Annotated in this window: 14 protein-coding genes and 1 pseudogene; 14 read left to right on the top strand and 1 reads right to left on the bottom strand. The window is 41.1% G+C overall.

Features of this window, described 5'->3' with window-relative positions; genetic code table 11:
- Window position 1: 1 nt before the first annotated feature.
- From O3633_RS03120 to O3633_RS03075, 10 genes and pseudogenes are all read left to right on the top strand, one after another.
- The gene (locus O3633_RS03120; protein WP_371620350.1) at window positions 2-5,896 is read left to right on the top strand and encodes a ZmpA/ZmpB/ZmpC family metallo-endopeptidase; all 5,895 of its coding nucleotides are present in this window, start codon (window positions 2-4) and stop codon (window positions 5,894-5,896) included.
- A gap of 157 nt (window positions 5,897-6,053) precedes the next feature.
- Entirely contained in the window at window positions 6,054-6,614 is a 561-nt protein-coding gene (locus O3633_RS03115) for a TlpA family protein disulfide reductase (RefSeq protein ID WP_371620349.1), read from the top strand.
- Window positions 6,615-6,623: 9 nt separating this feature from the next.
- On the top strand, window positions 6,624-7,739 hold the full coding sequence (gene msrB / locus O3633_RS03110; RefSeq protein WP_371620348.1) for a peptide-methionine (R)-S-oxide reductase MsrB: 1,116 nt from the start codon (window positions 6,624-6,626) through the stop codon (window positions 7,737-7,739).
- A gap of 117 nt (window positions 7,740-7,856) precedes the next feature.
- Window positions 7,857-7,969: pseudogene (locus O3633_RS03105) on the top strand (helix-turn-helix domain-containing protein).
- 158 nt (window positions 7,970-8,127) lie between these two features.
- Window positions 8,128-13,296: an SIALI-17 repeat-containing surface protein gene (locus O3633_RS03100; protein ID WP_371620347.1), complete on the top strand. Its 5,169-nt coding sequence runs from the start codon at window positions 8,128-8,130 to the stop codon at window positions 13,294-13,296.
- Window positions 13,297-13,411: 115 nt separating this feature from the next.
- Complete coding sequence (gene pabB, locus O3633_RS03095) at window positions 13,412-15,133, top strand: aminodeoxychorismate synthase component I (protein WP_371620346.1); 1,722 nt, start codon at window positions 13,412-13,414, stop codon at window positions 15,131-15,133.
- Complete coding sequence (locus tag O3633_RS03090; RefSeq protein WP_371620345.1) at window positions 15,134-15,757, top strand: alpha/beta fold hydrolase; 624 nt, start codon at window positions 15,134-15,136, stop codon at window positions 15,755-15,757.
- Between the two features lie 43 nt (window positions 15,758-15,800).
- A complete protein-coding gene (locus tag O3633_RS03085; RefSeq protein WP_371620344.1) occupies window positions 15,801-16,646 on the top strand; it encodes an excalibur calcium-binding domain-containing protein in 846 nt (281 codons plus the stop codon).
- Between the two features lie 103 nt (window positions 16,647-16,749).
- Entirely contained in the window at window positions 16,750-17,709 is a 960-nt protein-coding gene (locus tag O3633_RS03080) for an ROK family glucokinase (RefSeq protein WP_049548904.1), read from the top strand.
- 101 nt (window positions 17,710-17,810) lie between these two features.
- Complete coding sequence (locus O3633_RS03075; protein ID WP_049502758.1) at window positions 17,811-18,650, top strand: thymidylate synthase; 840 nt, start codon at window positions 17,811-17,813, stop codon at window positions 18,648-18,650.
- A 116-nt stretch (window positions 18,651-18,766) separates the two neighbouring features.
- Here O3633_RS03075 and O3633_RS03070 read toward each other — a convergent pair whose 3' ends face one another.
- Window positions 18,767-18,937, bottom strand: a complete 171-nt coding sequence (locus O3633_RS03070; RefSeq protein WP_001051776.1) for a DUF3042 family protein — start codon at window positions 18,935-18,937, stop codon at window positions 18,767-18,769.
- A gap of 120 nt (window positions 18,938-19,057) precedes the next feature.
- On the opposite strand from O3633_RS03070, the gene miaA reads away from it, so the two are divergent.
- The 4 genes from miaA to rnz are packed head-to-tail and all read left to right on the top strand — an operon-like array spanning window position 19,058 to window position 22,733.
- A complete protein-coding gene (miaA, locus tag O3633_RS03065; RefSeq protein WP_371620343.1) occupies window positions 19,058-19,942 on the top strand; it encodes a tRNA (adenosine(37)-N6)-dimethylallyltransferase MiaA in 885 nt (294 codons plus the stop codon).
- Entirely contained in the window at window positions 19,935-21,173 is a 1,239-nt protein-coding gene (gene hflX / locus O3633_RS03060; RefSeq protein ID WP_371620342.1) for a GTPase HflX, read from the top strand. The genes miaA and hflX overlap by 8 nt, the downstream gene beginning before the upstream one ends.
- Window positions 21,166-21,789: a cystathionine beta-lyase gene (locus O3633_RS03055; RefSeq protein WP_371620341.1), complete on the top strand. Its 624-nt coding sequence runs from the start codon at window positions 21,166-21,168 to the stop codon at window positions 21,787-21,789. Before hflX ends, O3633_RS03055 begins: the two co-directional genes overlap by 8 nt.
- A gap of 14 nt (window positions 21,790-21,803) precedes the next feature.
- Complete coding sequence (gene rnz / locus O3633_RS03050; protein WP_371620340.1) at window positions 21,804-22,733, top strand: ribonuclease Z; 930 nt, start codon at window positions 21,804-21,806, stop codon at window positions 22,731-22,733.
- The last annotated feature ends 14 nt before the right edge of the window (window positions 22,734-22,747 follow it).

Below are 22,747 nucleotides of genomic sequence, written 5' to 3'. Positions count from 1 at the left end.
AATGAATACTAGAAAAATGCAGTTTGAGAGAGTCATTAAATACTCTATTCGGAAGTTCTCGGTTGGTGTCGGTTCTGCGGTTATCGGGACATTTCTTTTGGGGGCAAATAGCTTTTTAGTTGAAACTGTTTCAGCAAACGAAGTGGCAACACCCAACCAAGTTCATTACCATTATTTGGCTGAACAAGAATTGACAGAAGCAGAAAAAGCTTTGATCCATCACGAACTCCCTTCTGATTTAAAACAAGATGATCTTGTCTATCTTGTTTACAGAAAGAAGGAAGTGAATTCTCAACAATTGCCGAACACTGGAAGCAAGGAGTTAGCACTGGCAACTCTTGGATTTGCAACAGCGTCTATGGTTGTTGTGGTGATGTCTAAAAAACACCGCAATAAAATGCTTGGCCTTCTCTTTATTGGAGCTCTAGGTGGTAGTTACTTTATCCCTCAGTCAGCTCAAGCCTTTGAGAATAAAATCTTGGTGTCCTTCAATCAAACGATTGCAGCAAGTAGTCAAGAGGACTTGGCAAAAGGTGTCATTCAAATTGAAGGATACGAATACGTCGGTTACTTTAAAGCATCAGACTTCCAAGAACAACCAGAGCAAATGACGACTGCTAAGGGAACTCAAGAAGAAGGTCATGAAGGCAAATCTCTGGTTCAGCCAGAATTGCCAGCCTACACGGGTGAGATTACAGCCAAAGGCACCCAAGAAGAGGGTCACGAAGGCGAATCCTTGGTTCAGCCAGAATTGCCAGCCTACACCGGCAAGATTACAGCCAAAGGCACCCAAGAAGAGGGCCACCAAGGTGAATCCTTAGTTCAGCCAGAATTGCCAGCCTACACCGGCGAGATTACAGCCAAAGGTACTCAAGAAAAAGGTCACGAAGGTGAGTCTTTAGTTCAGCCAGAATTACCAGCTTATACAGGTGAGATCAGTGCTAAAGGCACCCAAGAAGAGGGTCACCAAGGCGAAGCTTTAGTTCAACCAGAAGCTCCAGCCTACACGGGTGAGATTAGTGCCAAAGGAACGCAAGAAGAGGGCCACCAAGGTGAATCCTTAGTTCAGCCAGAATTGCCAGCTTACACCGGCGAGATTACAGCCAAAGGTACTCAAGAAGAGGGCCACCAAGGTGAGTCTCTAGTTCAACCAGAAGCTCCAGCCTACACCGGCGAGATTACAGCCAAAGGTACCCAAGAAGAAGGCCACGAAGGTGAATCCTTAGTTCAGCCAGAGTTGCCAGCTTACACCGGCGAGATTACAGCCAAAGGCACCCAAGAAGAAGGTCACGAAGGTGAATCCCTAGTTCAGCCAGAATTACCAGAGTATACAGTAGCTGAAGCAACTATCACAGAAACTGAAACTGTAGAAGTTCCATATACAAGAGAGTATGTAAATGACGATACTCGATACACTGATGAAGAAACAGTAATTCAAAATGGTCAAGCAGGAAGTCAGCTGATTCATCGTGTCTATAAGACAGTCAATGGCCAAAAAGTTGGGGACCCAATTAGCACGAGTACAGAAACTGTTAAGGCTCCAGTAAACGAAAAAATTAGTCGTGGTACAAAGGCTATTGAAGGTCAAGTTGAAGAAGTTTCATTTGAAGAAATTCCTTTCGAGACAAGAACAGAAGTAGACAGCACTCTTCCGAAGGGAACAGAAGTTGTTGCTCAAGCTGGTCAAAACGGTAAGAAAAAGATTACCAAAGTCTATAAGACTCTTAAGGGCGTGAAAACTGCAGATGCTCCAACGATTTCAGAGGTAGTTGTTGAAGCAGTTCAAGATCGTATCATCAAAAAAGGTGATCAAATCCTGACTGAGCCAACGTTGACTCTCAATCATATAGACAAAGAAGAATTAGAGCGTAGTGCTAAGGTTCGTTACCAATTGGTGAAACCAACAGGTGTAACCATTAAATCTCTTGAAGTTGTTTTGAAAGATGGAGACACTAGCCTTCAAACAGTCAATATGTCTGAGGGAGATTTGACCGCTAATCTTACAAGCTTGAAGTATTACAAGGACTACAAGATTGCGACCAAGATGGTTTACGATCGTGGAAATGGGAACGAAGAAGTTGTTCTCACGGAAGAACCACTGCGACTGGATTTAAAGAAAATCGAGATTAAAGATATTCTAAGAACGGATTTGATCAAATATGAAAATCAAATCGAAATGGATGAAACTCGACTGACTTCAGTGCCAACCGACTTGTCAAACTATTATCTGAAAGTTACCTCTAATGACCATAAAACCAATCTACTAGCGGTTCAAAAAATCGAAGAGTCAACAATTGATGGAAAACAAGTCTACAAGGTAACAGCAGTAGCGGAGAACTTGGTTCAACGTAATGCCGATAGTCGCTTTAATGAAACTTATACCTACTATATTGAAAAACCAAAAGCTAGCCAAGATGGTGTTTTCTACGACTTTGGAGAATTGATCCAAGCCATTCAGGCAAATCCTGCTGGTGAATTTAAACTGGGTCAAAGTATGAGTGCTCGTAACGTTGTTCCTCAAGGGAAATCTTACATTACTTCGGAGTTTACTGGTAAACTATTGAGTGATGGTGACAAACGTTATGCTATCTATAATTTGGAACATCCACTCTTCAATGTCATTAATGGTGGGACTATTAAGAACATCAACTTTGAAAATGTAGATATTAATCGTTCTGGTCAAAATCAAATTGCGACGGTTGGATTTAACCTTAAAAATAAAGGTCTGATTGAAGATGTTAAGGTGACTGGTTCGGTTACTGGTAACAATGATGTTGCAGGTATTGTCAATAAAATTGATGAAGATGGTAAGGTTGAAAATGTCGCCTTTATTGGTAAAGTCAACTCTTTAGGGAATAACTCGACAGTTGGTGGTATTGCTGGTTCAAACTATATGGGCTTTGTCAATAGAGCCTATGTAGATGCGACTATTACGGCCCAAAATGCCAATGCAAGTATGCTAGTACCATTTGTCACTTATATGCTAAATAGTTGGAAATCAGGTACAAAAGCAAGATTAACCAATTCTGTTGCCAAGGGTATCCTTGATGTTAAAAATACTAGAAACGTTGGTGGTATTGCCTCTAAAACATGGCCATATGGAGCTGTACAAGATAACGTAACATATGCTAAAGTAATCAAAGGTCATGAAATATTTGGATCTAACGATGTTAACGATGAAGATGGTGGCCCACATATTAAAGACCTTTTTGGCGTAGTTGGCTATAGCTCAGCTGAGGATGGTACTGGTAAAGATACCAAGAGTCCTAAAAAACTCAAACATTTGACTAAGGAAGAAGCTGATAAGCGTGTTGCTGGCTACAATATTACAGCCGATAAATTCATAAGTGAACCTTATGAATTGAACAAGTTGAACAATGTAAGCACTCGTGAAGCAGCTTATGAGTCTATTCAAGACTACAATCCAGACTATAAACTTGCTTATAAGAATATTGAAAAAATACAACCATTTTATAACAAAGATTTTATCGTTAATCAAGCTAATAAACTAGCTAAGAACCACAAGTTAAATACTAAAGAAGTTATTTCTGTTACTCCAATGAATGATAATAACTTTGTAACAGATTTAAGTGTTGCAAACAGAATTATTGTTCACTATGCTGATGGAACAAAAGATTACTTCAACCTATCTTCTAGTGATGAGGGTCTAAGTAATGTTAGAGAATATACTGTAACAGACTTAGGTATTAAATATACACCTAATATCGTTCAAAAAGATCATAGTGTTTTAATTAACGGTATCGTAAATATCTTAAACCCTATCGAGCTTCAATCTGATTCAATTTACCAAAAACTTGGCAGAACTGGACCAAATAAAGTAAATGCGATTAAAAATCTATTCTTAGAAGAAAGTTTTGACTATGTAAAAGCTAATCTTAATACATTAGTAACTAAATTAGTTGAAAATGAAGACCACCAACTTAATAATTCTCCTGCAGCTCAACAAATGATTCTTGATAAAGTTGAGAAAAATAAAGCTGCCCTATTATTAGGTTTAACATACTTAAATCGATACTACGGCGTTAAATTCGGTGATGTTAACATTAAAGAATTAATGTTATTCAAACCTGATTTCTATGGTAAAAACATTGATGTTCTTGATAGATTAATTGAAATTGGCTCTAAAGAAAATAATATTAGTGGTTCAAGAACATATGATGCTTTCGGTGAAGTTCTAGCGAAATACACTAAATCTGGAGATTTAAATGGTTTCTTAGACTACAACAGAGGATTATTCACTAATATCGATAATATGAATGATTGGTTCATTGATGCGACTAAGGATAAGGTCTATGTAGTAGAAAAAGCTTCTCAAAATCCAGGAGTTGGCGAACATAAATATCGTGCTTATGACAATTTGACTCGTGGTCTTCATAGAAAAATGATTCTACCTTTGTTGAATCTAGATAAGACAGAAATGTTCCTCATTTCTACTTACGATACGATGTCTTATGGTACAGCTAATAAGTACAATACTACTTTGGAAAAACTTAAACCTGAGATTGATTTAGCCGCACAACGTCAGATTAATTATCTTGATTTCTGGCATCGATTGGCCTTGGATAATGTGAAGAATAGATTGTTCAAAGATATCGTCTATCCAGTTTGGGAAGGATTCTATGTTTGGGGTCATGGTTGGCCAGGCTGGCCTGAACGCTATGGCCAATTCAAAAATAGTACTGAAGTATATGCCCCAATCCGTGAAATCTATGGACCTGTAGGAGAATACTACGGTGATAATGGAGCTGTTGCTGGAGCTTATGCAAGTATTTACGATAATCCAAATGATAATCGTGCCAAAGTAACTTTCGTTATGTCTAATATGATTAGCGAATACGGAGCTTCTGCGTTCACACACGAGACTACACACTTAAATGACCGTCTTGTTTACTTCGGTAATTTTGGTCGTCGTGAAGGTACAAATGTTGAAGCCTTCGCCCAAGGTATGCTTCAATCACCTGCAACACAAGGCCACCAAGGTGAATATGGAGCTCTAGGATTAAACATGGCATTTGAAAGACCTAACGATGGTAACCAATGGTATAATACGAATCCAAATGATCTTAAATCACGTGAAGCTATCGATAACTACATGAAAGGTTATAACGATACTCTGATGATGTTAGACAATCTTGAGGCTGATGCAGTTCTTGGACAAAATAGTCAAGAATTGAATAATGCTTGGTTCAAGAAAGTTGATAAGCAAATGAGAGGAAACTCTAAGAACCAATACGATAATGTTCGTGGTCTAAATGATACTGAAAAAGCTATTCAACTTCATTCCGTGAATGACCTAGTAGATAACAACTTTATGACTAACCGTGGCCCAGGAAATGGTGTCTATAAACCAGATGACTTTAGTTCTGCATATGTCAACGTCCCTATGATGACAGGTATCTATGGTGGTAACACAAGTGAAGGTGCTCCTGGAGGAATGTCATTTAAACATAATACATTCAGATTATGGGGTTACTACGGATATGAAAAAGGCTTCCTAGGCTATGCTACTAATAAGTATAAACAAGAGGCTAAGGCTGCAGGTAAGAACACCCTAGGTGACGACTTTATTATCAGCAAGATTTCTGAAGGTCGATTTGCAAACTTAGAAGAATTCAAGAAAGCTTACTATAAAGAAGTGAAAGACAAGGCTACAAATGGTTTGACAACCTTTGAAGTAAATGGAACTAACATTTCATCTTACAATGATCTTCTTCGCTTATTCAAGGAAGCTGCTGCTAAGGATGCTGCAACCTTAAAAACAGAGAAGAATGGTAATAAGTCTGTGTCTACAAATAATGTAACCAAACTCAAAGAAGCTGTTTATAAGAAACTTCTTCAACAAACAGATAGCTTTAAAACTTCTATCTTTAAATAATCCAAAACTCTCATCTGCTAAGCAGGTGGGAGTTTTTTGTGTCCCAAAAGATGCCTTATTTTCCAAACAGATTTCAAGTATTTTTAGGGTGATAGGTATATAATAGAGCTATAATACAATATCTATATTCATATGATGAGCGAGAAAGGTGATGAAAATGAAAAAATGGCAAGCAACTGTATTGATCTGCGCTAGTCTGGTCTGTCTATCGGCTTGTAACAACCAGACGACGAGCGAGGCTGATAAACAAAATGGAGACAAAAATGCGCAAGTTAGTTCTCAGGTAGCAAAAAAAGGAGAAGCAGTTCCAGACTTTGAGCTTACGGGAGTTGATGGTAAAACGTATCGCCTATCAGATTATAAAGGCAAAAAGGTCTATCTCAAATTTTGGGCTTCATGGTGCTCTATTTGTCTAGCTAGTCTGCCTGATACAGATGAACTGGCAAAAGAAGCTGGCGATGACTTTGTCGTTTTGACAGTCGTTTCTCCGGGTCAAAAAGGGGAGCAGTCAGAAGAAGCCTTTAAAAAATGGTATCAGGGTTTGGACTATAAAGCTTTACCAGTATTGCTAGACCCTTCGGGACAACTTTTAGCGAGTTACGGAGTTCGTTCTTATCCGACTCAGGCATTTATTGATAAAGAAGGCAAATTGGTGAAGACTCAACCAGGCTTTATGGACAAGGAAACTATTTTAGAGAATTTAAAGACTATGAATTAGAGGCTTATTATGAATGATAAATTAAAAACAATACTCTTAATTGGAGTGTTCATTTGCATCATCATCGGAATTTTATTTCTTTTGGAAAAAAGAAGCGCTAGCTACACCGATACCTCTCAAATCGAGAGAGCAGCAGTTAGTCAGGGACAAAATGTTAAGTCTAAAACTGTGCCAGATAAAGATGCTGACTTACATGAAATATATCTAGCGGGAGGCTGTTTCTGGGGAGTTGAAGAGTATTTTTCAAGAGTAGCAGGTGTGACAGATGCTGTTTCTGGCTATGCGAATGGCAGAGGAGAAACAACCCAGTATGAATTGATCGGCCAAACGGGGCATGCTGAAACTGTTCATGTGACTTATGATGCCAATCAAATTTCTTTAAAAGAAATCCTGCTCCATTATTTCCGCATTATCAATCCAACTAGTAAAAACAAGCAAGGTAATGACGTAGGAACCCAATATCGCACGGGAGTCTACTATACAGATGATAAAGACCTAGAAGTCATCAATCAAGTCTTTGATCAAGTTTCTAAGAAGTATGACCAGCCTCTAGCGGTTGAAAAGGAAGCCTTAAGAAATTTTATCGTGGCTGAGGACTATCACCAAGATTATCTCCAGAAAAATCCTAACGGATATTGCCATATCAATGTCAATCAAGCAGCCTATCCTGTTATTGATGCGAGTAAATATCCAAAACCGAGTGACGATGAATTGAAAAAACTCCTCTCTCCTGAGGAATATGCAGTGACTCAAAACGGTCAAACAGAACGCGCCTTTTCAAATCGTTACTGGGATAAATTTGAAGCAGGGATTTATGTGGATGTGGCAACTGGAGAACCTCTCTTTTCTTCGAAAGATAAATTTGAATCGGGTTGTGGTTGGCCAAGTTTTACCCAGCCTATCAGTCCAGATGTTGCGACCTACAAGGAAGACAAGTCTTATAATATGGTCAGAACAGAAGTCAGAAGCCGAACTGGTGATTCCCACTTAGGACATGTTTTTACAGATGGACCTAAGGACAAGGGAGGGCTTCGCTATTGTATTAATAGTCTATCTATCCGCTTTATTCCTAAGGATCAAATGGAAGAGAAGGGTTACGGTTATTTGTTGGAATATGTTGAGTGAACGTGATATTCTTAAAAAGAGTTTACTAAAAATGTTTTAGTTCATAAAAAGTGTAGAATTTAGACTTTAGAAGTAGAATGTCTTTTCGATAAGCTTTCTTTTATCTAAAAGAAAAAAATGCGTTCAGGAGATTTAGCAGAACGTGTTGGGATTACTCCCGCAAATTTTTGATTTTGAAAACAAGTAAGGCGAAGGGCATCCGTTTTTCAATGATTGAAACTATCTACTAATAACTGGGTCGCTGGATAGGGGTTATATTGGAATATGTGCCATACTAAAAATGTGGATTTATCTCGGAAATATTTTGTAAAAAAATCAACAAAATATTATAATAAGATTATGAAAACGGAACAAAGGAGATGTCTTTAAGGACAAGAACAAAGCTGGTATGGAAGATAGAAAAAAGCTACAAAAATTTGCCATTCGAAAACTGAGCATGGGGGTGGGCTCGGTATTGATTGGACTTGCCTTCATTGGAGGAACACTTGAACCCAAACTGGTTCAGGCTGATGAGATCAAGCAAGTTTCCTTTCACTATTTAGCAGAATCGGAGTTGACAGCTGCTGAACGTGAACTCATTCACCATGAATTACCACAAGATCTGAGCCAAGAGAGCTATTATTTAGTCTATCGCAAGCAGGGACAAGCCGTCTTACCTCAAACAGGAACAGTTACCTTCCCCTTGGCTGGTCTTGGTCTTTTGACTGCTAGTTTGGTGGTTTTCCTATTTTCTAAGAAAAAACCTTCAAAGATAGTTGGAGTGTTATTGATTGCTTCGCTAGGTAAGAGCTTATTACTTCCTTATCAGGTATTTGCTTTTGAACACAAGGACTTGCTAGCTTATGATCAAACCCAAACCCTTGTGTCTGCAGATGGTTTATCTCAAGGGATTATTGACATTAAAGGCTATGACTATGTCGGTTATTTATTAGAGTCGGATTTAAGAGGAAGAGGCCAAGATCTAACGTCTAGTGGAAATCCAGAAACTCCTGCAAAGCCAGTAAATCAAGCAGCCGTTCATGAAATTTCCGAATTTACAGGTGGCGTATCAGGCGAATCCTTGGTTGAGCCAAAAAAACCATCATTTGAGGGTGGCGTCAATGGCCAAGGTGTAGTAACTGAAACCTTACCAGAGTATACACCAGAATTTAGCAGTCAAAGTGGCATCCCAGAAGTCCATGACAAAGCAGACTTTACTGGCGGCGTATCGGGCGAATCTTTGGTTGAGCCCACTAAACCAACATTTGAAGGTGGGGTCAGTGGTCCGGGTACAGTAGCAGAAAGCTTACCAGAGTACACACCGAACTCGAGTAGTCAAAGTGGCGTCCCAGAAGTTCACGCCAAACCCGACTTTACAGGTGGCGTATCAGGCGAATCCTTAGTTGAGCCACCAAAACCAACATTTGAGGGTGGTGTTAATGGCCAAGGAGCAGTAGCTGAAACCTTACAAGACTATGAAGGTGGTGCAGTTCCAGTTGAAACTTTGAAACAGGAAATCCCAGACTTTACAGGTGGGGTATCTGGCGAATCCTTGGTTGAGTCAACTAAACCAACTTTTGAAGGAGGCGTCAATGGCCAAGGAACAGTATCCGAAGCCATACCAGAGTATACACCAGAATTTAGCAGTCAAAGTGGCATCCCAGAAGTCCATGACAAACCAGAATTCACAGGCGGTGTATCAGGCGACTCCTTGGTTGAGTCAACTAAACCAACATTTGAAGGTGGCGTCAATGGCCAAGGTACGGTAGCAGAAAGCTTACCAGAGTACACACCGAACTCGAGTAGTCAAAGTGGCGTCCCAGAAGTTCACGCCAAACCCGACTTTACAGGTGGGGTATCAGGCGAATCCTTAGTTGAGCCACCAAAACCAACATTTGAGGATGGCGTCAATGGCCAAGGAGCAGTAGCAGAAAGCTTACCAGAGTATACACTGGACTCGAGTAGTCAAAGTGGTATCCCAGAAGTCCATGACAAAGCAGACTTTACAGGTGGCGTATCAGGCGAATCCTTGGTTGAGCCAACAAAACCAACATTTGAAGGTGGAGTCAATGGCCAAGGTACAGTAGCTGAAAGCTTACCAGAGTATGAAGGTGGTGCAGTTCCAGTTGATACTCTGAAACAGGAACTCCCTAGCTATAGTGGTGGTGTGAATGCTACTGAAGCGCTCGTTCAAGATGCAAAACCGACTCTACATGTTGAAGTCCGAAAAGAGTTGATTCCTAAACAAACTAGGGAAAAGATTGATCCAGACATGCTTGTCGGTGAAACAAGAATCGAGCAAGTCGGTCAAGATGGTGAGAAAGAGATTGTTACCAGCTATGAGGAAAAAGATGGGAAACGGATCTCAGAGCTGAAAGAAACAACACGGATTTTAACAGAAGCTAAAGATCAGGTTATCATCCGTGGCAGTAAGGAAAAAGAAGAAATTAAACCTGAACCTGTCCTAACTCTTTCAAATATTACTGGAAATTCGATGGGCCGTTCAGCTCGCTTAAGTTATAACTTGGAGAAGGCAGATGGTGTTTCCGTTTCAAAAATTAGTGCCACTATTAAAGCCAAGGGGCTAGAGGATCAGACCATTGACTTAACGAGTGATCAGCTGGAAGCAACAGTTGATAATCTAAAACTTTATACGGATTACACCATATCTACAAGGATGGTCTACAATCGTGGTAAGGGTGAGGAGAGCACTCTGCTTGAGGACAAGAAGCTTCGTTTAGAACTTAAAAAGCTAGAAATAAAAGATATCAAGGAAACAAACCTTGTTAAGGTTGAAAATGGCAAAGAGTCTGTGATTCAGCACTTGACAGAAGCACCAAGGAATTTGGAAGACTACTACCTCAAGATTAATTCAGAGGACCATAAGACCAGCCGTTTAGCCATCAAGTCAATCCAAACTGAGAGAATAGATGGCAAAGAATATTATAAGGTGACTGCTGAAGCGACTGACTTGATTCAACGCGATGCTCAGAAAACCTTTGAAGAAGGCTACAGCTACTATCTGGCTAAGTCGAGTACTGCATCTCATGCTGTTCTTGGTGTAAAAGAATACGCTTATCAGGATATCCAAGATTATGATAGTCGCCACGATCAAGCCTATCGCAACCTTGAAAAATTGCAACCGTTCTACAATAAAGAATGGATCGTTAATCAAGGAAATAAGCTGAATCTTGATCACAATCTAGCCAAGAAAGAGGTAATCTCTGTTATCGCCATGAAAGGGAAAGACTTTGTGACGGATCTTTCAGTGGCAGACCATATCATGGTTCATTATGCAGACAAGACCAAGGATGTGTTTGCAATCACCTCGCAAAATTCTGGCTTGACTGCCATCAAGGAATATAAGATTGCTGACTTGGATGTGGTTTATACTCCAGATATGCTTGTTAAGGATCATTCTGCCTTAGCCAAGGAGCTAACAGCTATCCTGAAAATAGTGGACTTACAGTCTGAGGGAGTTTATCGAATCCTAGATGATCAAACCACTAGCCTTGATAAGAAGGTTGAGGCAGTGCAGAATTGGTACCTAGAAGAAAGCTTTGCAGAGGTCAAAGCGAAGCTAGGAAGCCTGGTTGATAAGCTACTTACCAATCTAGACTACCAGTGGAATGAATCGCCTGCTAGAACTGCTGCCTTAAAGAAAAAAGTTCAGGACAATCAATCAGCTATCATGCTGGGTCTGGCTTATCTTAATCGCTATTACGGTATCCGATTTGCCGATTATAATCTAAAAGAACTCATGCTCTTTAGACCAGATTTTTATGGGCAAAATGTGGATATCTTGGATCGATTGATTGAACTTGGTTCAAGAGAGAACAACCTAAAAGGCGACCAGACTCATGAAACCTTTGCCAGAGTCCTAGCCAAAGATACAAAATCTGAAGATTTACATGCCTTCTTAGACTACAACAGACAGTTATTGACGACTGACAAGGATATGAATGACTGGTTTGTGAATGCCACCAAGGGCCATGTGTACATAGCAGAGCGAGCTTCGAAGAATCAAGAAATTGCCAATCGGAAGCATCGGGCTTATGACAATCTTAATAACTGGTTGCATCGCAATATGATTCTGCCTTTGTTGAATGTCAAGAAGGCACAGATGTTCCTGATTTCCAACTACAATACCATTACTTTCGGATCAGCTGATAAATCTGGCAAAACCATAGACCAGATGAAAGCTGACATTGATCTAGTAGCGGACCGCCAGTTGACTTACTTGGATTTCTGGTATCGACTTGCTGCTGATGAAGTTAAAGACCGTATGGTTAAGAGTGACTTTAATGTAGCTACACCAGTTTGGGAAGGCTATCGCGTTGATGGACGTGGCTGGGTAGAGCGTTATGGACATACCAGTGGTATGGAAGACTACGCGCCAATTCGTGAGGTATTTGGACCAGCAGGTCGCTACTATAAAGACAATAAGCTAGGAGCTTATGCCTCTATCTATCCAAAGATAAATTCCAGAGATGCTGTTCACTTTGTGGAAATCGATATGATGAGTGAGTATGGCTTGTCTGTCTACACCCATGAGACAACTCACGTCAACGATCGCATTGTCTATCTGGGTGGCTACAAACATCGTGAAGGAACCTATGTAGAAGCCTATGCTCAGGGCATGCTCCAGTCGCCAGCTGAGGAAGGTCATCAGGGTGAGTACGGCGCTCTTGGTCTCAACATGGCCTACATGCGACCAAATGATGGGGATCAATGGTACAATCCAGATCCAACCAAGTTGCAAACACGCCAGCAGATTGACCACTACATGAAGGGGTATAACGAGGCCTTGATGCTTCTAGATTATCTGGAAGGAGAACGAGTTCTCGCTAAGAATGATCTTGCTTTGAAGAAGGCTTGGTTCAGCAAGATGACCAAGCAAATGCGCTATCAGGATCAGGATAATAAACTCCTTGCTCCAAACCAGTGGGACTATGTCCGTCCATTGACAGATGAGGAAGCCAAGACTCAGCTAAATTCTGTGGATGACTTAATCAAACATAACATCATCACCAATAGGCATTATCAGGGAACTTACCGACCAGAAGAACTTAAGACAGCTTATGTCAATGTCAAGATGGTGGATGCTATCTATGGTGGAAATACCAGTCAGGGAGCTCCAGGAGCCATTTCTTTCAAGCATAATGCCTTCCGTATGTGGGGATATTATGGCTACGAAAATGGTTTCTTAGGCTATGCTTCTAATAAATACAAGGATGAGGCGTTAAGCGAGGGACGTGACACCCTTGGAGATGATTTCATCATCCAGAAGGTTTCGAAAGGCAAGTTCCAGAACTTAGAAGAATGGAAGAAGGCCTGGTTTGATGCTATTATTGCCAAGGCAAAACGAGGAATCCATAGTTTTGAAATTGATGGTCAGCAAATTGATTCTTACGAGAAATTGCAAGATTTGTTTGACCAAGCAGTAGAAACGGATTATCGAAACTTCAAGTATGGAGGCTCAGTTGCCAACTATACAGTAGCTCTGAAGAAAAAAGTCTTCCAAAAACTATTGCAGGTCACAGATGCCTTTTCATCCGAACTCTTTCCCAAAGGATAGATAAAAGAGAGTGTGTTCAGATTTCCTAAGGAAGTGAAATCTACTTTGGCATTCTCAAAGAATAAAATTGCCAGATCTCCTGTTTGGGGTCTGGCTTTTATGGTATACTTAGGATATGCATAGAAAAACAGTGATTGATTTCAGGGTTTTGGGCGAGCGATACACCTTTACCCAGCCTATTAAAGAGTTAAAAACCAGAGATTTAGCAGAAGTAGCAGACTTATTAGCTCAAGTGGAAAACTACCAAGAGCAAGGCTTTTATGTGGCAGGTTATGTCAGCTATGAGGCTGCGCCAGCTTTTGAGGAAAAATTAGAGGTCCACAAGGCTCCCTTACTGGGGGAGTATTTGCTTTACTTTACTGTTCATGACAGTATTGAAACATCTAGCATTCCTCTGACTTATGAGGAGGTGGATTTGCCGTCAAACTGGCAGGAAGTAACTTCTGCAGAGGACTATGAAAAAGCTATTGCCCAGATTCACCATCATTTACGACAGGGCGATACTTATCAGGTCAATTATACGGTTCAACTCAAGCAGGAGTTGTCTGCCAATCCTTTTGCTATCTACAATCGTATGGTTGTCGAGCAGGAAGCAGGTTACAATGCTTACGTAGAGCATGACGACATGGCAGTGATTTCCATGAGTCCAGAACTCTTTTTTGAGCAAAATGGCCGTGAATTAACGACTCGCCCTATGAAGGGGACGACTAAACGGGGTCTGAACGACGTTGAAGACTTGAAGGAAGCGGCTTGGTTGGAGCAAGATCCCAAAAATCGCTCAGAAAACATGATGATAGTTGACCTCTTGCGCAATGATATGAACCGTATTTCTGAGGTGGGAAGTGAGCATGTGGAGCGTCTGTGTCAAGTAGAGCAGTATTCTACAGTTTGGCAAATGACTTCGACCATCAAGAGTCAGTTACGACCGGATGTTGACCTAGTTGCGATTTTTCGTTCGCTCTTTCCATGTGGTTCAATAACTGGAGCACCGAAAATTGCGACCATGGAAATTATCAAGAACTTGGAGCCACAAGCTAGAGGAGTTTACTGTGGAACTGTCGGTCTCTTACTTCCCAATGGACGACGGATTTTCAATGTGGCTATTCGAACCATTCAACTGCATCGAGGGCAAGCCATCTATGGAGTTGGTGGTGGCATCACTTGGGACAGTACTTGGGAATCGGAATACCGTGAAGTCCAGCAAAAGGCTGCTGTTCTTTATCGCAAACAGCCTCGTTTTCAACTGATTACGACAGGAAAAATCAGCCAGAAAACCTTGCTCTTTGAAAATCAACATCTAGAAAGACTACAAAAGGCTAGTCGTTATTTTGCCTTTCCTTTTGATGCAGAAAACTTGAGACAAAAGATAGAGGAAGAGTGTCAGGCTTGTGACCTCCAGCAAGACTACCGTTTGCGAATCAGTCTCAGCAAATCTGGAGAAATAGAATTTGATCGACAAGTATTGACACCACTTAGTTCTAGCTTCTGTCAGGCTAAACTTTGTCTGCAAGAAGCTGATTTGCAGCAGGCCTTTACCTACTTTAAGACGACACACCGACCGCATTTGACAATGGGAGAGCAGGAAATCATCTATCACACTGCTGATGGAAAACTGCTAGAAACCTCTATTGGGAATCTGGTCTTAAAAATGAATAGCAAGCTCTATACCCCACCTAGTAGTCTTGGCATTTTACCAGGGATTTATCGCCAGCATTTACTTGAAAGCGGGCAGGTAGAAGAGAAAATCTTGACCGTAGAAGATTTGAAACAGGCAGAAGTCATTTATGCTTGTAATGCAGTAAGGGGCTTATATGAGTTGTCAGTAAGGGAGAACTAAATGAAACTAATATTTTTACATGGCCTAGGTCAGTCAGCAGATAGTTGGAAAGAAGTCCAGGATTTGCTGGCAAATTATCCCTCTGAAGCTCTAGAGCTATTTCCTTCCGGAGTTGCTAACTACCAAGAAGCTAAGGATCGCATTTATCAGCGCTTAACAGTGGAAACAGAACCTTTTGTCCTAATCGGTTTGTCCTTAGGGGCTGCCCTTGCATTAGAGCTTTCAAGTTATGAGATACCAAATCTTCAAGCCTTGGTTTTGTCAGGTTGTCCACTGAAACTAGCAGGTAGCATTCCTTTTTACATTCAGTTGCTGATATTCAAACTACTCCCAAAAAGGATATTTGAGAAACAGGGAGCAGATAAGACTCTTATGGTTGGAGTTTCTGAGGAATTAAAAACACTTGATTTAAGAGAGATTGCACGGAATTGTCCCTATCCAAGTCTGTTAATTTGTGGTAGTCAGGATAAGCCTAATCTCAGTTCAATGAGAGCTATTCAAGAACTGATGCCAGATTCTCAGTTTGAGATTATCCCTGACGGCCCTCATGTCTTGAATAGGGCAAAACCAAAAGAGTTTGCAGAAATAACCAGAAGTTTTCTTGAATTGCTGAAACAAGTTTGATAAAATAATATTGAGATTGATATTATAATTTTAGGAGAAAATCATGAACAAACGTCATTTACTAAAACTAGGCCTAGCTTCTTTACCTGCTCTAGCTTTGTTTTTACATCCAGTTGTGGCAGATGAAAGTATCCATTTTTCGAGCTGTAAGGAGGCTTGGGAGAATGGCTATGCAGATATTCATAGGGGGGAACCAGGTTATTCTGCTACTCTAGATAAAGATCATGATGGGATTGCCTGTGAATCGAAGAATGCGCCTAAGGGTGTTTTAAAAGAGAAAAAGTCGAGTACATCTCAAGCTAACACCAATGTAGCACCAAATAGTGTAGCACCTACCCCAAGTGTAGCAGCTGAAAGTGGCTGGGTTCGTCAGAATGGATCTTGGTACTATTTTTCTGAAAATGGGAAACCAGTAACAAATACTTGGCAGGGTGCTTACTATCTCAAGTCAGATGGAAGAATGGCTGAGAATGAGTGGGTATACGATAACTATTACCAAGCCTGGTATTACCTCAAATCAGATGGATCTTATGCACGCAATACTTGGCAGGGAAGTTACTATCTCAAATCAGATGGTAAGATGGCTCAGGGTGAATGGATTTATGATTCTTACTACAAAGCTTGGTATTACCTCAAATCAGATGGATCTTATGCGCATAATACTTGGCAAGGTGCATATTACCTCAAGTCAAATGGGAAAATGGCTCAGAGTGAGTGGGTCTATGATTCTTCTTACCAAGCCTGGTATTACTTGAAATCAGATGGATCTTATGCTCGCAATGCATGGCAAGGAAATTACTATCTCAAATCAGATGGCAAAATGGCAAAAAATGAACGAGTGGATGGCGGACGCTATTATGTAGATGCTTCTGGTTTGTGGAAACCATAGAATAGAAAAAAATCTGGAAAGTTAATGCAAACCTCTGCATTGATAAGTAGTTTTTGTTATACTATTACTATAAGCATTTTCAATTAAGAATAAGGAGAAGACGATGAGTCAAAAGATTATTGGGATTGACCTTGGTGGAACTTCTATCAAGTTCGCTATTTTAACGCAAGAAGGAGAAATCCAAGAAAAATGGTCTATTAAGACAAACATTTTGGATGAAGGAAGCCATATCGTAGACGATATGATTGAAACTATTCAACACCGTTTGGGCTTGCTTGGATTGTCTGCTGAAGATTTCAGTGGAATTGGTATGGGGTCACCTGGTGTGGTTGACCGTGAAAAAGGGACTGTTATCGGTGCCTACAACCTCAACTGGAAAACTCTTCAACCAATCAAAGAAAAAATGGAAAAAGCCTTGGGGATTCCATTCTTTATCGACAATGACGCCAACGTGGCAGCTCTTGGTGAGCGTTGGATGGGTGCTGGTGACAACCAACCAGATGTTGTCTTTATGACACTTGGTACAGGTGTTGGTGGCGGTATCGTAGCAGAAGGTAAATTGCTTCACGGTGTTGCAGGTGCTGCTGGTGAACTTGGACACATCACAGTTGACTTTGATCAACCAATCGCATGTACTTGTGGTAAAAAAGGCTGTCTTGAGACAGTAGCTTCAGCAACAGGTATTGTTAACTTGACTCGTCGTTACGCAGATGAATACGAAGGCGATGCAGAGTTGAAACGCTTGATTGATGACGGAGAAGAAGTAACAGCTAAAACTGTCTTTGATTTGGCAAAAGAAGGGGACGACCTCGCTTTGATCGTTTACCGTAACTTTTCACGTTACTTGGGTATTGCATGTGCCAACATCGGTTCAATTCTAAACCCATCAACAATCGTTATCGGTGGTGGTGTATCAGCTGCGGGAGAATTCCTTCTTCAAGGTGTGCAAAAGGTTTATGATGAAAATACCTTCCCACAAGTCCGCACAACAACTAAATTGGCTCTTGCAACTCTAGGAAATGACGCTGGAGTGATTGGTGCTGCATCACTTGTATTGCAATAAATAAACATAAAAAGGAGAAAATTGCTTTCTGTAAGCGAGTGATTTTCCTCCTTTCTTTTTTAATGCTATACTAGTTAAGACAATAATTGAGGTGAGAGTAAATGACAAAAGCAGACACGATTTTTAAAGAAAATATCGAGCGAATCTTGAATGAGGGTGTCTTTTCAGAACAGGCTCGTCCCAAGTACAAGGATGGGACTGTTGCTAACTCCAAGTACATCACAGGGGCCTTTGCAGAGTATGATTTGTCTAAGGGTGAATTTCCGATTACGACCTTGCGCCCTATCGCTATCAAATCAGCTATTAAAGAAGTGCTTTGGATCTACCAAGATCAGACCAATAGTTTGGAAGTTCTCAATGACAAGTACAATGTTCACTACTGGAATGACTGGGAAGTTGGAGATACAGGGACTATTGGGGAACGTTATGGGGCTGTTGTTAAGAAGCATGACATCATTAACAAGATTCTCAAACAGTTAGAAGCCAATCCTTGGAACCGTCGCAATATCATCTCACTTTGGGATTATCAGGCTTTTGAGGAGACAGATGGCCTTCTTCCTTGTGCCTTTCAGACTATGTTTGATGTCCGTCGAGTTGATGGGGACATCTATCTGGATGCGACTTTGACCCAGCGTTCTAATGATATGCTAGTAGCTCACCACATCAATGCCATGCAGTATGTGGCTCTTCAGATGATGATTGCTAAACACTTTGGTTGGAAAGTTGGGAAATTCTTCTACTTTATTAACAACCTTCACATCTATGACAATCAATTTGAACAAGCTCAGGAATTGCTCCGTCGTGAACCTTCAAATTGCCAACCACGTTTGGTCTTGAATGTACCAGACAAGACTAATTTCTTTGATATTAAAGCAGAGGATTTTGAGCTAGTTGATTATGATCCAGTCAAGCCACAGTTGAAGTTTGACTTGGCCATTTAATACTCTCTGAAAATCTCTTCAAACCACGCTAGATTCCTAGTTTGCTCTTTGATTTTCATTGAGTATAAAAGAATAGAAAAAAAGAAGTTGAGATTTTTCTCAACTTCTTTTGTTGCTTAGTGTGATACGCGACGACGTGCTGCTTTCTTACGGTTTTCTTCGATGAAAGCTGCTTTTTGTTCTTCTGGTTCGATCACTTTCTTTTTAACTGCGTATACTGCACCTGCAACTGCAGCGACAGTTCCTGCAATACCTGTTACAAGACCTTTAGCGAATCCTTTAGCCATGAGTATTCCTCCTTTAACTTATAAATCAGCCAGTTACCTCAAGAGGTCGCATTTTTCTGACTGACCTTTTTGTGATATAATAATAGTAACGAAAAAATGGGAATTTTTCAAGGAAAAAAGATGAAAACAAAAATAATTGTGATTGTTGGACCGACTGCAGTTGGAAAAACAGCTCTAGCCATTGAAGTTGCTAAGCATTTTAATGGCGAAGTAGTTAGTGGAGATAGCCAACAAGTCTATCGAGGACTAGATATTGGGACAGCCAAGGCTAGTCCAGAGGAGCAGGCAACTGTCCCTCATCATTTGATTGATGTGAGAGAGGTAACCGAGTCTTACTCGGCTTTTGATTTTGTTTCAGAAGCTAAGGCGGCCATTGAGGATATTCAAAGTCGAGGTAAGCTCGCTATTATTGCAGGTGGGACAGGACTTTATATCCAGAGTCTGCTAGAAGGATATCATTTAGGTGGGGAGACACCTCATGAGGAGATTTTAGCTTATCGTGCTAGTCTAGATCCTTTTTCAGATGAGGAGTTAGCCCATCTTGTAGAGCAAATAGGCCTTGAAATTCCCCAGTTTAATCGTCGTCGTGCCATGCGTGCCTTGGAAATTGCCCATTTTGCTCAAGACTTGGAAAATCAAGAGACCTTGTATGAACCTCTGATTATTTGCTTGGATGATGAGCGTAGTCAGCTTTATGAACGGATTAACAACCGTGTGGATTTGATGTTTGAAGCTGGACTATTGGATGAAGCTAAGTGGTTGTTTGACCATTATCCAGATGTGCAGGCTGCTAAAGGGATTGGTTACAAGGAACTCTTTCCCTATTTTCGAGGGGAGCAGAGCCTGGAGCAGGCTAGTGACAGTCTCAAACAGGCGACCCGTCGTTTTGCCAAGCGTCAGCTAACCTGGTTCCGTAATCGTATGCAGGTGACCTTTTATCAAATAGGAGAATCTGGTGTGACAGACCGTATTTTAAACCAGATTGAGGAGTTTTTAAATGATTGAAACGGAGAAAAAAGAGGAGCGGGTCCTGCTGGTTGGTGTTGAACTCCAGGGCATGGATAATTTTGACCTCTCCATGGAAGAGCTGGCTAGTCTGGCTAAGACGGCTGGTGCAGTCGTAGTCGATAGTTACAGACAAAAACGAGAAAAATACGACTCCAAGACCTTTGTCGGAACTGGTAAGTTGGAAGAAATTGCTCAAATGGTGGACGCAGAAGAAATCACGACAGTCATCGTCAATAACCGTCTGACACCACGGCAAAATGTTAACCTCGAGGAAGTGTTAGGTGTTAAGGTTATTGACCGTATGCAGTTGATTTTGGATATCTTTGCCATGAGAGCTCGAAGTCATGAAGGAAAGCTCCAAGTGCATCTTGCACAGCTCAAGTACCTCTTGCCTCGCCTAGTTGGTCAGGGGATTATGCTCAGCCGTCAGGCAGGGGGAATTGGTTCCCGTGGTCCAGGTGAAAGTCAACTGGAGCTGAGCCGTCGTAGTGTTCGCAACCAGATTACAGATATCGAGCGCCAGCTCAAGGTGGTTGAGAAAAATCGAGCGACAGTTCGAGAAAAACGTTTGGAGTCAAGTACCTTTAAGATTGGCTTGATTGGCTATACCAATGCTGGTAAGTCAACTATTATGAATACTTTGACCAGCAAGACCCAATATGAAGCAGATGAGCTCTTTGCGACTCTGGATGCGACGACTAAGAGCATCCATCTTGGTGGCAATCTACAGGTAACCTTGACAGATACCGTTGGATTTATTCAAGACTTACCAACCGAATTGGTGTCAAGTTTCAAGTCGACCTTGGAAGAAAGCAAGCATGTAGACCTTCTGGTTCATGTTATCGATGCCAGCAATCCTTACCATGAGGAACATGAAAAAACAGTTCTTTCCATCATGAAAGACTTGGATATGGAGGATATTCCTCGCTTGACCCTTTATAATAAAGCGGATTTGGTGGAGGACTTTACGCCTACCCAAACGCCGTATGCACTGATTTCTGCCAAGTCTGAGAATAGTCGCGAACAGTTGCAGGCTTTATTGCTGGATAAGATTAAGGAAATTTTTGAACCCTTTACTTTGCGTGTGCCTTTTTCTAAGTCTTACAAGATTCATGATTTGGAGAGTGTTTCTATCTTAGAAGAACGTGACTACCAAGATGACGGCGAAGTCATCACAGGCTTCATTTCTGAGAAAAATAAATGGAGATTAGAAGAATTTTATGACTGATATCAAATCATTAGCTCTCAAGTATGGTGGCTATACAAGTTTAGACAAGGTCTATCTGGACCAGCTTTTAGCTGGTAGGTCTGAAGAGGAACAGCTAGCCCTTATCACTCCTCCACCCAGCGTAGTGAATGCCTACTTTGCCGAGCTCTATCAGAAAAAGAGCCCCGAGGCTGCGACCGATTATTTTGCGGAAGTCAGTAAAGAATTAAACCTTTACAATGCTGAGCCAAATTTCACGGAAGAAAGCAAGCCCTTTATTCGTCTTAATCTGTCGGGTAAATCCTTTGGCTTTTGCTATGAGAGGGACGACCTTGGTCGCATTTTCTCTGAATATGAGGAAGCAATTACGGATGAATTACTCTTTGAGATTGCACAAATTTTTCCCCATCAGCTAGTTTTTGAGAAGTCTGGAAAAATTTATATGAAGGCAATCGGAGAAGAGGAAGTTGTTAGCGTGGAAAATCTCACAGCTTTGACAGATTTGGAAACCTTGGCAGATGGAAGAAAGCGACTTAAAGGCTACAGCCAAGAGGATTTACTGCAAGAAGCTAGAGCTTTTTCTGGCAAGTTTTATTACCGCTCGGAAAACCGTACCGCTATGTTATATATTGATTAATTAGAAAGTATCGAATGGATATTCAATTTTTAGGAACAGGGGCTGGTCAGCCCTCTAAAGCCCGCAACGTTTCAAGTCTCGCTCTGAAACTCTTGGACGAGATTAACGAAGTCTGGCTCTTTGACTGTGGCGAAGGAACGCAAAATCGCATTCTGGAAACCACGATTCGACCACGTAAGGTCAGCAAAATCTTTATTACACACTTACATGGAGATCATATTTTTGGTTTGCCTGGTTTTCTCTCTAGTCGTGCCTTTCAAGCCAATGAAGAGCAGACAGATTTGGAAATCTATGGTCCCCAAGGTATCAAATCTTTTGTCTTGACTAGTTTGCGTGTCTCTGGTTCTCGTCTGCCCTATAAGATTCATTTCCATGAATTTGACCAAGATTCTCTAGGGAAAATTCTTGAAACAGATAAATTCACGGTGTATGCAGAAGAGTTGGATCACACTATTTTCTGTGTGGGCTACCGTGTCATGCAAAAGGATCTAGAAGGGACCTTGGACGCTGAAAAACTAAAGGCTGCTGGTGTGCCATTTGGACCGCTTTTTGGAAAAATCAAAAACGGGCAGGATGTTGTATTAGAGGACGGCACCGAGATCAAGGCAGCAGACTACATCTCAGCTCCACGTCCAGGTAAGATTATCACTATCTTGGGTGATACTCGAAAAACGGATGCCAGTGTGCGTCTGGCTGTCAATACGGATGTTCTTGTCCATGAATCAACTTATGGCAAGGGCGATGAGAAAATTGCTCGCAATCACGGTCACTCTACTAACATGCAGGCAGCGCAGGTCGCAGTAGAAGCAGGTGCCAAACGGCTTTTGCTCAACCACATCAGTGCTCGTTTCCTATCAAAAGATATCAGCCAGCTCAAGAAAGACGCTGCTAGTATTTTTGAAAATGTTCATGTGGTTAAAGATCTAGAAGAAGTGGAAATCTAGAATCTCGAGAAAGG

Source organism: Streptococcus sp. 27098_8_22, from assembly GCF_041432415.1.
Classification (GTDB): domain Bacteria; phylum Bacillota; class Bacilli; order Lactobacillales; family Streptococcaceae; genus Streptococcus; species Streptococcus pseudopneumoniae_M.
The sequence above is the reverse complement of the archived record's forward strand: the minus strand, read 5'-3'. Positions and strand labels throughout refer to the sequence as shown.

What these genes read in the sequence shown, in the direction of transcription:
- O3633_RS03120 (WP_371620350.1), top strand. Translation starts at nt 2, where the DNA reads ATGAATACTAGAAAAATGCAGTTTGAGAGAGTCATTAAATACTCTATT.
- O3633_RS03115 (WP_371620349.1), top strand. Translation starts at nt 6,054, where the DNA reads ATGAAAAAATGGCAAGCAACTGTATTGATCTGCGCTAGTCTGGTCTGT.
- msrB (WP_371620348.1), top strand. Translation starts at nt 6,624, where the DNA reads ATGAATGATAAATTAAAAACAATACTCTTAATTGGAGTGTTCATTTGC.
- O3633_RS03100 (WP_371620347.1), top strand. Translation starts at nt 8,128, where the DNA reads ATGGAAGATAGAAAAAAGCTACAAAAATTTGCCATTCGAAAACTGAGC.
- pabB (WP_371620346.1), top strand. Translation starts at nt 13,412, where the DNA reads ATGCATAGAAAAACAGTGATTGATTTCAGGGTTTTGGGCGAGCGATAC.
- O3633_RS03090 (WP_371620345.1), top strand. Translation starts at nt 15,134, where the DNA reads ATGAAACTAATATTTTTACATGGCCTAGGTCAGTCAGCAGATAGTTGG.
- O3633_RS03085 (WP_371620344.1), top strand. Translation starts at nt 15,801, where the DNA reads ATGAACAAACGTCATTTACTAAAACTAGGCCTAGCTTCTTTACCTGCT.
- O3633_RS03080 (WP_049548904.1), top strand. Translation starts at nt 16,750, where the DNA reads ATGAGTCAAAAGATTATTGGGATTGACCTTGGTGGAACTTCTATCAAG.
- O3633_RS03075 (WP_049502758.1), top strand. Translation starts at nt 17,811, where the DNA reads ATGACAAAAGCAGACACGATTTTTAAAGAAAATATCGAGCGAATCTTG.
- O3633_RS03070 (WP_001051776.1), bottom strand. Translation starts at nt 18,937, where the DNA reads ATGGCTAAAGGATTCGCTAAAGGTCTTGTAACAGGTATTGCAGGAACT.
- miaA (WP_371620343.1), top strand. Translation starts at nt 19,058, where the DNA reads ATGAAAACAAAAATAATTGTGATTGTTGGACCGACTGCAGTTGGAAAA.
- hflX (WP_371620342.1), top strand. Translation starts at nt 19,935, where the DNA reads ATGATTGAAACGGAGAAAAAAGAGGAGCGGGTCCTGCTGGTTGGTGTT.
- O3633_RS03055 (WP_371620341.1), top strand. Translation starts at nt 21,166, where the DNA reads ATGACTGATATCAAATCATTAGCTCTCAAGTATGGTGGCTATACAAGT.
- rnz (WP_371620340.1), top strand. Translation starts at nt 21,804, where the DNA reads ATGGATATTCAATTTTTAGGAACAGGGGCTGGTCAGCCCTCTAAAGCC.